Below are 11,120 nucleotides of genomic sequence, written 5' to 3' on the forward strand. Positions count from 1 at the left end.
GTTTACTTTTTATACTTAAAAAATATACGTTAAGTTAAAAGATCTTAAAATAGCTTAGATTATAAAATATTATTCCTACAGTTATTAATCAGGACCTCAGCTGTAAGGGGGTATGTTGCGTGTAGCGTTTAAAAAAGGCAATAAAGCTAGAACTATGTTGGTAGCCGAGCTCATAAGCAAGACGCTTGATAGAAGCACCTTGGCGAATCTGGCTGATTGCATAAATAATTTTGGCGCGGTTACGCCACTCAGAAATTGACAGGCCAAGTTCCTGCTGGCTTAAACGTAAAATCTGTCGTTCACTCAAGCTGAATCTTTTAAGCAAGGTTTGTAAGCTATACTGAAAAAGTTTCGGATCTGCCAGTTGCTGGAGTACAGGAAGCAGTACTGTATGATGACTTTGAGGCAAATAGTCATCATAAATCTTGGCCTGTAGCAACTGGTCAAACAGTACCTGTATAAGATGAGAATAAACCGGACCAGGGGCGCCGGAAGACTGTTCTAGAATTTCTCTAACCAGAGCTAAAAGAAAAGGACGAATACTTAAAGTTTTAACCTCTCGGGGTAACTGGTCACACAAACTTGGATGCACCCGTATACAAATAAAATGGGTTACGCTGTGGTCCAGTGCAATAGAACAATGTTCAGTCTGGGGAGGAAGCCATAAAGCATAATTAGGCGGCGCTAAAAAAGTCTGTTTCCCGGTCTGGATTTCCAAAATACCATCTAGGCTAAAATTAAAATCTCCCCAGAGTGAAGAGTGAGAAGCCACAATTTCATTTTTCTCATAAAAAAACTGATCAATCTCGATTAACTCATCCAGGGCAGAATACTGTCTTTTCATTTTTTGAATACCGAGCCAAGATGTCCTCTATACAGTATAGATGTCTGAAAAACAGTATTTCAATTATTTCAGACTTCTAGAACAATACTGGATTGAATGATTAAAGAGCATAGAGATGTCAAGTGTTTCCCGTAACCCGGCGTGGGCATTTGTTTTGCCAGTCATTGCTGTCATGATCTGGTCATTAAATATTGTAGTTACACGCTATGCAGCAGATTTGATTTCTCCTGTCAGTATCAGTTTTTATCGCTGGCTTATTGCATTTCTCATTCTGACACCATTTATGCTGGGCAAGGTCTGGGAACAGCGTCAGCTGATAATGCAGCACTGGCTACAGCTGGCGGTACTGAGCGCTTTTGGGATGGTACTGTATCAGGGACTGGCATATACCGCGGCACATTATACCACTGCTACCAATATGGGACTGATTAATGCTTTCATTCCCGTATTCACCATTCTGGTTTCTTTTTTTATTCTCAAAGATATACCCAATCGCTTCGCGATTATGGGCAGTATCCTGTCATTTTGCGGACTGATTTATGTAATGGCTCAGGGGAACCTGTCGGCACTCTGGCAAAGTGGCGCGCACTGGGGTGATCTGCTTATGGTAGTTGCCGTGTTCTTCTATGCCTTTTATGGTGTTTTCCTGAAAAAATGGCAATTAAAGATTCCTTTATTGATCAGCCTTTATATTCAGATCGCTTTTGCGCTGATCTATCATTTACCTTTTATCGCGTGGCTAGGTCTGGACAGCTTGAATACAGCTAACTTGGGCAGCGTGCTATATGCAGGTATTTTCCCTTCACTGATTGCGCCTTTTGTCTGGATGCTGGCTGTACAGCAGATTGGCCCTAACCGCACCAGTATTTTTATGAATTTGATGCCAGTTTTTACCGCAATCATTGCCAGTTTATGGCTGGCTGAAAGCTGGACAATTTATCATACGCTGGGCGGAGTCCTGATACTCATAGGTGTTGTGATGGCACAGAAAAAAACCTGTCGAACATGAGCGTTGGTCATTCTCTGGTCATATTTGATCTTTAGATTATTAAGTAGTGCCTAAAAGTTAAACATACGAGAGATTTTATCTAAGCTTAGACTAAGGTCTGATCAGATACTGAGCCCCAGTATAATTGTGGAGATTTTTTTATATTTAGAAAAAGCCTTAAATAAATAAAGACATATTTTGAATTGTTTAGCCATATTGATTAGTATTGATCATAAAAAGCTCTATGTACAAGATAAATAATATATTTGTTTTATTTTAAAATTATATTTATAATACACATTAAGCAGTATTGTTAAGTTTTACTTCACATTAAGTGAATATAAAGTTGTAATAGACCCTCTGGATGTGTCAACACATCCCTTTTTATACTCAGCCATTCCTATCTATATGGCTGAGTTTTTTTTGTCTTAAATTTAAGTAGAAAGCTTGCACAGTTCTTAAAAAGCTTGGGGCTTATCTCAGGCTCTAATAATTTCACCTGTAATCGCATCAATAATACGGCTAGGTTGCTGGCTTAAACCGAGATCCCCATTGAGATAATTCAGCTCAGAACCAAAATACTGGCTGGCTTCCTGTAAGGTACGTGCCGGTTCTAGACCTGCAGGGTTAGCACTGGTAGAAACAATAAAACTGTTAAAAGCATTACAGAGGGCTACACATAGCGGGTGATTGGTGACCCGTACTGCAACTTTAGGATGCTGGCCACGTATCCATACAGGAATCTGCTCATCCGCTGGAAGCAGCCAGGTAGTTGCCCGCTCGGTCACTGAGCGCTGGGTCCATTGCTGGATAACTTGCTGTTGACGCTCCTGGTTTAATGACACTAATAAGTGTTCAACCTGCGAGAGCTGGCCAGCCAGCAAAATAACTCCTTTTTCAATAGGACGTTGTTTCAGGCGCAATATTTCATGGAAGGCCGCTTCATTATATGGATCACAGCCGAGCCCCCAAACAGCTTCGGTGGGGTAGGCTAAAACTTTGCCCTGGCTGAGACATTCTGCTGCTTCTGTCACAGAGGTGGTGATCATATATTCTATTTACCTTAGAGCTGAAAACAGGGTTATTGTGAACCTTAAAAGCCCGGACGGCAACGCAGATAGCGCCCAGATTGCTGAACACATAGTCCAAGTAACTCAAGTTCCATCAGATGTCCGGTCAATTCAGCCGCAGATAATGGCAATTTAAGAGCAATCTGGTCTAGATCCAGTCCTACCCAGTCTAGTTGTTGGTACAGTTCAAATAGATGTTCAGGTACCTGTGCCGGCTCGGGTACACTGCTTACCTTTTGTTGCTGGCTATGCCACTGGGTCGGTAAAGCCAGATCTTCAATCAGCTGTTCCGGATGATCTACCAGTATGGCGCCTTCACGGATGAGTTGATGACAGCCTTGATGATGCTCGCTGTAGATATGGCCGGGAATGGCAAAAATAATCTTACCCTGATCGGCGGCACGCTGTGCAGTAATCAATGAACCACTTTCTAAAGCGGCTTCTGCCACCAGTACACCTAGACTCAAACCACTAACAATACGGTTACGGCGTGGAAAATGATGCTTGAGTGGTTGGGTTCCCGGTAAAAACTCACTGACGATTGTACCGCCGTATTGAAGTATCTGTTCTTGAAGCTTACGGTTATGGGCTGGATAGACCAGATCCAGTCCGGTTCCGACTACAGCAATAGTACGCTGATGCTGCAATGCCCCTTGATGTGCTGCCTCGTCAATTCCCAAGGCAAGTCCACTGGTAATATAAAACCCTTTTTCACTCAGATAATACGCAAAGTCGTAGGCTACTTGCCGGCCATGCGGGCTTGGTTTGCGACTGCCTACAATCGCGATCTGGGGTTGACTTAAGGCTTGAGCAGAACCTTGGCCAAACAGGATCGGAGGCTTATCTGTATAAGGGTGCAGCTGCTGCGGATACAGTATATCTTCCGGCACTAAAATAAAATCGCAACTTGCCAATACCCGTTGGGTCAGTTGCTCAAACTCAGCCTGACCGGTTGCGCTATAAAATTCCTGTGCCCGCTTGGAATGATTGGCATGCAGTTTTAAATTGCCCCAGCGCGCTAATGCTGCCGGAGTGGTTGCCTGTTCAGCACTGCCAAAATACTCAACCAGCTGGTTAAAACTTGAAACTGAATGCTGGACCAAATACCACAGCTTCAGACTGTGATAATGAAGCTGCGATAATTCGGCAATCATAATAATGCTCCAGCCTTACTCTGCCATTGGCGGCGCCTGGATGCCAGAACCTACTTTGATAGGTAGGGCGCTGTCCAGTACATAAGCATAGCTCAACTGGTCAAAAGTACGGAAAATCATAATATTACCAACTTTTTGACTTGGCAGTTTGATTTGTTCACGGGTTTTCGGATCACGTACAACTTCACCCTGCTGATAGACACTAAATACCTGACCGGACTGAACACCATGAATATTGCCCCGGTTAACAGTTACCACACTGTGTCTGGCTGCCGTACCGATTGATCCCATCACCCGAATCACCTGACCGCCTTCAGTTACCTGATGGTCAATTGTTGGATAGAACAGGGTAGGCAACATAGGATCATATTCTGGCATGACCCGATCCCCACGACGGACTTCCCCATTATAACTTTGCGTTAATTCTAGCGTAGTAATATCCTGTTCATTCTGCACAGCTACGCCGGAAGCCACCTGAAGCAGCTCTACACCGGCATTATATGACTTGCCATTAGCATCGGTGAATATGTAAGGCTCACCCTCACGATAAACTGCATAACGCTGACCAACTTGCAGACCATTACCGCGTGCATAAACGGTTTGACCGGCAGCAGCCAATACCCGGTTATCAGCCGTGCCTAAAATATAGGGGGTATTGATCACTGAATCTGGTGACATTATCAGGGTGCGTTCCAGCCAGACCCGAATATGTTCAAGTGGAATAACTGGAATAGCATTATTTAGGGATTCAACACGAATTTGTGGCTGCATACTGGTCTGGCCACCATAACGGCGAATAATGCCTTCACAGCCGTCACCTTCATCTTTACCGATCAGCGGTCGTCCGTCTAGAGTACACAGCAATAAACGGTCGCCCGGATAAATCCAGTGTGGATTCTTGACATGTTTGTTGCTGGCCCAGATTTCTGGCCAGCGCCACGGCTTACTCAAGAATTTTCCGGCGATATCCCATAAAGTATCCCCTCTTTTGACCACATAAACATTAGGAGCACTGGCTTTTAAAGAGGGCGGATTTATATTACGGCTGGCTGCTTCAGCCATGCCAGGCATGATTATTCCCAAACTTGAACAGATTGCGAGAGCAATAAACTGCTTTTTAAACCCCAAGGCACGAAGTGCGCTGCCTTTGAAAACTTTTTTCATTATCATAATTCCTAAAAATTATGTCTGTAGTTGCGTTATAATAACGACCTTACACACATTTTTTAATGAAGTTTTCCTTCATTTATTTGGTTTTGCAATACTGGCAACAAAAGAGGACGACTGTATGGCCTTATTACCTATTTTAAGTTTCCCAGACCCGCGTCTTCGTACCCTTGCCAAGCCAGTCGAAGAAGTGACAGATGAAATTCGCCAGCTTGCTGCAGATATGTTTGAAACCATGTACGAAGCGCCGGGCATTGGCTTGGCTGCAACACAGGTTGACCGTCATATTCAGTTAATCGTGATGGATTTATCTGAAGAAAAAAATCAGCCAATGGTTTTTATTAACCCTAAAATTACACCGCTTACTGAAGATACCCAGCCTTATGAAGAAGGCTGTTTATCTGTGCCACAAATATACGACAAAGTTGAGCGTCCGTCACGTGTCAAAATTGAGGCCCTTAACCTTGAAGGTAATGCCTTCGAGATCGAAGCTGACGGATTGCTGGCTGTGTGTATCCAGCATGAAATGGACCATCTGAACGGTAAGCTTTTTGTAGATTACCTTTCTCCTCTTAAACGGCAGCGTGCCCGTGAAAAAGTTGAAAAACTGGTGCGTTCAAGACAGAAGGAAAAGGTTGCAGCAAGACGCTAGTGGTTGAACTGTCTGAATAATCTTTTAATAAGGCCCAATTTAATTTGGGCTTTGCTATACTGGGGCTCCAGTAAAATTTTGAGATTCAAAATTTGTTGATGCGTCATGGGTTACTGCTGTCAGTCATAGCAGTATGTTTACAGATCGCGGTATTTTTACAGCCTCTGCTGCCCCAGCAGTATCAGGTTGCGCCTGTCTGTGAAACGATTACCCGTGCATTGTTACTGAACCATACCGTACCTCATGCTGAGCATTCAGCCGCATCTCATAGTCATCAGCATAATCTTCAGAAAGATTCAGCTTCTGAACACCATCACCATGATGCTAATCATCAATGCCAGTATTGTACTGTCTATAGCAATCTGGTATTGCCGCCTGAACTGGATATAAAAGAAGTCCTGGATCGTATTCAGGTTCGGCTGCTCGCTTTCCAGAAGACATTCAGTCATGTCTGGTTTGTACTCCAGCGGCTATTTTTATTACCTCAGGGGCGAGCTCCTCCAATCTCTGCATAAACAACTTTTTCTCTGGGCCTCACTGGTCCAGGTCACTGTTTATTTGTATTTTTAGAGAGATTGATATGGCTCGGCCAAAATTCTTTTTACAGCCTTTATCGGCTGCAATTTTCATTGCCTGCTATTCAGGTACATTATTTGCCGAAACCGAGACCAGTGTGCAGACTCTGGCCCCTATTATAATAACTGCCCAGCAGGGTAATGAGGCTAGTGGACTGATTGTGCAAGCTGATCCTAAAAAGCCCATTCAGCCTGTACCTGCGACAGATGGTGCAGATTATCTACAAAGTATTGTTGGCTTTAGTGCCATCAAAAATGGGGGAACCAATGGCGATGTGACCTTTCGGGGCATGTTTGGCTCACGCATCAAGATTCTGACTGACGGTACGGAAAATCTGGGAGCCTGTCCGTCACGTATGGATGCACCAACTTCTTATATTCAGCCGGAAAGTTATGACCAAATTTCGGTCATTAAAGGGCCGCAGACCGTACAATATGCACAGACCGGTTCAGCAGCCACTGTAATTTTTGAGCGTAAGCCAGTCCGTTTTAATGAAGATCAGCATTATCAGGGTCAGGCCAGTACCATGCTGGGTTCATTTGGCCGCCTTGATCACAATGTAGAGGCAGCAGTTGGTGACGAAAATAAATACATTCGTTTAAATGCTAACCGCTCAAAGTCAGACAGCTATAAAGATGGGGATGGTAATACTGTACCTTCCGCATGGGAGCGCTGGAATACAGATTTGGCCCTGGGCTGGACACCAGATGAACAGACCTGGCTTGAATTGACAGCTGGAAAATCAGATGGCGAGGCTTTATATGCCGGCCGTGATATGGACGGTTCCCAGTTTGCAAGGGAAAGTTTAGGCCTGCGTTTTGAAAAGAATAATATTAATGATGTGATTAAGAAAATTGAAGGGCAGGTAAATTATAGCTATAACGACCATATTATGGATAACTTTAGTTTGCGTACGCCTCCATTGGTTGAAATGACCCATAGTGGTATGACCATGCTGATGCCGGATCCGCAAGAGATGCAGGTGACTCGCCGTACTCTGAATACTCGCCTTGCAGTCACTACGGCATGGAATCAGGCAAATATCATCAGCGGTATAGATTCTCAGCACAATCATCATGCAGGCGGCATGACCTCCATGATGATGAATATGCCATTGACGACCAATATGAAGTTTCAGTCTTATGGTGCGTTTAGTGAGCTGAGTTATCCCTTCAATGAACATTACAAGCTGGTTACCGGTGCACGGATTGATCAGATCAAGATAGATGCATTAAAACTTGATGAGAACCGCAAGGAAACTCTACCAAGTGCTTTTGTCCGGCTGGAAGGCCAGCATCCAGAGCATGATGCTAAAACTTATATCGGTCTGGGCTATGTCCAGCGTGCACCGGATTACTGGGAGCTGTTCAGTACTGCTCACGGTAACACAGGTATGGGCAAACCAACCTTTAATGATTTGGATACTGAAAAAACCTTGCAACTGGATCTGGGCTATCAGCATCAGCATGGTGCTTTCAGCTCATGGCTTTCTGCTTATACCGGTCTAATTAATGATTATATTTTAATTAGCTATCATGACCATCCAGCTGCTGGCGCACATGGGCATGGTTCAAACTTTAGTGCAGGAGCAAAAAATATTGATGCAGTGATTGCAGGGGCTGAAGCAGGAGTTGGTTATCAGCTTACTGATGCAGTACAGGCTGATTTAAGTACCATGTATGCTTGGGGTAAAAATACTACAGATCATACCCCATTGCCTCAGATAGCTCCTTTAGAAGGACGCTTTAACCTTCGCTATGTTCAGGATAAATATACTTTGGGCTTACTTTGGCGGATGGTGGCGCAGCAGGACCGGATTAGCCTGAACCAAGGGAACATCGTAGGATATGATCTGCAAAAAAGTAAAGGTTTCAGCACGTTGTCATTAAATGGCTCTTATAGCCTGATGCAGCATGTCGATCTGGCTTTAGGTATAGATAATGTGCTCAATAAAACTTATACCGAGCATTTAAATCGGGCTGGAAGTTCAGGCTTTGGTTTTGCCAGCCATGAACAGTTTAATAATATGGGCCGCAATTATTGGGCACGTGTGAGTATAAAGTTCTAATCATTTCGCATCTATAAAAGTAAATGAAGACAAAAAAGCCATTGCTGTAAAACAATGGCTTTTTACTATTTGGAGGTAAGCAAAGATACTTTAGGAAAGGCTTTTATAAAACTTGAATAGTAAGAAATTGAGCTTTATAGCGTATTTTGTATGTTTGAACAGCACTTTGGCGAATAGGAAGACAAAAATAGAATTAATATTGAACAATAAGCTTGATATTGAAAGTAATTTTTTAAATAAAATATATATAAAACAATATCTTAATATTAATTTGGCTAAATTTTAAATAGGAGTCTTTATAAAATAAAAGAATAATCAAAATAAATTATTATTAAATAACAATAACTTATTTTTTTATTGGTTTGAAAAATAAACACACGATAAAAAATGTTTTTTAGAAGTGTTGCAACGATACTGAAATGCTGTAGAATGCACATCCATCGGCGGTGATGAAGATTAAAACTTCTGATAAAACAGCAACTTAGTTAAATATAGTTAAGTCGGGTTTTGTTAGATAGGTTTAAAATAATCTGAATTACCAGTTGACTTTCTGAAAAGAAAGCGTAATATAGCCGACCTAGCTTGCTGCTGACGAAGCAGTAAGAAGATCATTAAGAGAATATGAAGAACAACTTGTGTGGATTTTTACTGATTGATCGATCGAAATAATTTTCATTGATTGAATGGTAGAAATTTCTCGAAGTTTATTTGAGTAAATTTTTAGTCAGAAGATTAATGAGCCAGAATTGGTACCTTGTCTATAAATAAGGTACAAATGATTTTAACTGAAGAGTTTGATCATGGCTCAGATTGAACGCTGGCGGCAGGCTTAACACATGCAAGTCGAGCGGATGAAGGTAGCTTGCTACCGGATTCAGCGGCGGACGGGTGAGTAATGCTTAGGAATCTGCCTATTAGTGGGGGACAACGTTCCGAAAGGAGCGCTAATACCGCATACGTCCTACGGGAGAAAGCAGGGGACCTTTGGGCCTTGCGCTAATAGATGAGCCTAAGTCGGATTAGCTAGTTGGTAGGGTAAAGGCCTACCAAGGCGACGATCTGTAGCGGGTCTGAGAGGATGATCCGCCACACTGGGACTGAGACACGGCCCAGACTCCTACGGGAGGCAGCAGTGGGGAATATTGGACAATGGGGGGAACCCTGATCCAGCCATGCCGCGTGTGTGAAGAAGGCCTTTTGGTTGTAAAGCACTTTAAGCGAGGAGGAGGCTACCTAGATTAATACTTTAGGATAGTGGACGTTACTCGCAGAATAAGCACCGGCTAACTCTGTGCCAGCAGCCGCGGTAATACAGAGGGTGCGAGCGTTAATCGGATTTACTGGGCGTAAAGCGTGCGTAGGCGGCCAATTAAGTCAAATGTGAAATCCCCGAGCTTAACTTGGGAATTGCATTCGATACTGGTTGGCTAGAGTATGGGAGAGGATGGTAGAATTCCAGGTGTAGCGGTGAAATGCGTAGAGATCTGGAGGAATACCGATGGCGAAGGCAGCCATCTGGCCTAATACTGACGCTGAGGTACGAAAGCATGGGGAGCAAACAGGATTAGATACCCTGGTAGTCCATGCCGTAAACGATGTCTACTAGCCGTTGGGGCCCTTGAGGCTTTAGTGGCGCAGCTAACGCGATAAGTAGACCGCCTGGGGAGTACGGTCGCAAGACTAAAACTCAAATGAATTGACGGGGGCCCGCACAAGCGGTGGAGCATGTGGTTTAATTCGATGCAACGCGAAGAACCTTACCTGGCCTTGACATACAGAGAACTTTCCAGAGATGGATTGGTGCCTTCGGGAACTCTGATACAGGTGCTGCATGGCTGTCGTCAGCTCGTGTCGTGAGATGTTGGGTTAAGTCCCGCAACGAGCGCAACCCTTTTCCTTATTTGCCAGCACTTCGGGTGGGAACTTTAAGGATACTGCCAGTGACAAACTGGAGGAAGGCGGGGACGACGTCAAGTCATCATGGCCCTTACGGCCAGGGCTACACACGTGCTACAATGGTCGGTACAAAGGGTTGCTACACAGCGATGTGATGCTAATCTCAAAAAGCCGATCGTAGTCCGGATTGGAGTCTGCAACTCGACTCCATGAAGTCGGAATCGCTAGTAATCGCGGATCAGAATGCCGCGGTGAATACGTTCCCGGGCCTTGTACACACCGCCCGTCACACCATGGGAGTTTGTTGCACCAGAAGTAGGTAGTCTAACCGCAAGGAGGACGCTTACCACGGTGTGGCCGATGACTGGGGTGAAGTCGTAACAAGGTAGCCGTAGGGGAACCTGCGGCTGGATCACCTCCTTAACGAAAGATTGACGATTGGTAAGAATCCACAACAAGTTGTTCTTCATGACGATGTATCTGAGGGTCTGTAGCTCAGTTGGTTAGAGCACACGCTTGATAAGCGTGGGGTCACAAGTTCAAGTCTTGTCAGACCCACCACTACTGACGAAAGCAGTAATGCAGAAAAACAGATATGTTGACTTATTGATAAGCTGGGGACTTAGCTTAGTTGGTAGAGCGCCTGCTTTGCACGCAGGAGGTCAGGAGTTCGACTCTCCTAGTCTCCACCACGAATCAAACATG

8 protein-coding genes, 2 tRNA genes and 1 rRNA gene are annotated in these 11,120 nt (G+C 44.1%); 7 read left to right on the forward strand and 4 right to left on the reverse strand.

The features are described from left to right. Window positions 1-88: 88 nt before the first annotated feature. Complete coding sequence (locus AC0VYT_RS00555; RefSeq protein WP_005017260.1) at window positions 89-844, reverse strand: AraC family transcriptional regulator; 756 nt, start codon at window positions 842-844, stop codon at window positions 89-91. Between the two features lie 115 nt (window positions 845-959). On the opposite strand from AC0VYT_RS00555, the gene AC0VYT_RS00560 reads away from it, so the two are divergent. Continuing rightward, window positions 960-1,853: a DMT family transporter gene (locus AC0VYT_RS00560; RefSeq protein ID WP_005017258.1), complete on the forward strand. Its 894-nt coding sequence runs from the start codon at window positions 960-962 to the stop codon at window positions 1,851-1,853. A 458-nt stretch (window positions 1,854-2,311) separates the two neighbouring features. Here the strand turns inward: AC0VYT_RS00560 and tsaC are convergent, their stop codons facing one another. From tsaC to AC0VYT_RS00575, 3 genes are read right to left on the reverse strand one after another with little or no spacing between them, the layout of a single operon-like run. Then, window positions 2,312-2,881 carry an L-threonylcarbamoyladenylate synthase type 1 TsaC gene (gene tsaC / locus AC0VYT_RS00565; RefSeq protein ID WP_005017257.1) on the reverse strand — a complete coding sequence of 190 codons (570 nt, stop codon included), beginning with the start codon at window positions 2,879-2,881 and terminating at the stop codon, window positions 2,312-2,314. 44 nt (window positions 2,882-2,925) lie between these two features. Next, window positions 2,926-4,056 carry a DNA-processing protein DprA gene (dprA, locus tag AC0VYT_RS00570; RefSeq protein WP_005017255.1) on the reverse strand — a complete coding sequence of 377 codons (1,131 nt, stop codon included), beginning with the start codon at window positions 4,054-4,056 and terminating at the stop codon, window positions 2,926-2,928. 15 nt (window positions 4,057-4,071) lie between these two features. After that, the gene (locus AC0VYT_RS00575; RefSeq protein WP_005017253.1) at window positions 4,072-5,220 is read right to left on the reverse strand and encodes a LysM peptidoglycan-binding domain-containing protein; all 1,149 of its coding nucleotides are present in this window, start codon (window positions 5,218-5,220) and stop codon (window positions 4,072-4,074) included. Between the two features lie 124 nt (window positions 5,221-5,344). Here AC0VYT_RS00575 and def point away from each other — a divergent pair, with 124 nt between their 5' ends. The 6 genes from def to AC0VYT_RS00605 all read left to right on the forward strand — a co-directional run bounded on the left by def (window position 5,345) and on the right by AC0VYT_RS00605 (window position 11,107). Then, window positions 5,345-5,875, forward strand: a complete 531-nt coding sequence (gene def / locus AC0VYT_RS00580; protein ID WP_005017251.1) for a peptide deformylase — start codon at window positions 5,345-5,347, stop codon at window positions 5,873-5,875. 98 nt (window positions 5,876-5,973) lie between these two features. Then, a complete protein-coding gene (locus AC0VYT_RS00585) occupies window positions 5,974-6,390 on the forward strand; it encodes a DUF2946 family protein (RefSeq protein WP_005017249.1) in 417 nt (138 codons plus the stop codon). A 65-nt stretch (window positions 6,391-6,455) separates the two neighbouring features. Next, a complete protein-coding gene (locus AC0VYT_RS00590) occupies window positions 6,456-8,519 on the forward strand; it encodes a TonB-dependent copper receptor (protein WP_005017248.1) in 2,064 nt (687 codons plus the stop codon). 782 nt (window positions 8,520-9,301) lie between these two features. Next, window positions 9,302-10,838: ribosomal RNA gene (locus AC0VYT_RS00595) — 16S ribosomal RNA — on the forward strand. Between the two features lie 61 nt (window positions 10,839-10,899). Beyond that, window positions 10,900-10,976 (forward strand) — tRNA-Ile (locus AC0VYT_RS00600). 55 nt (window positions 10,977-11,031) lie between these two features. Further along, window positions 11,032-11,107: transfer RNA gene (locus AC0VYT_RS00605), tRNA-Ala, on the forward strand. The last annotated feature ends 13 nt before the right edge of the window (window positions 11,108-11,120 follow it).

The sequence above is a fragment of the Acinetobacter sp. QJM3NY_42 genome (assembly GCF_056173745.1).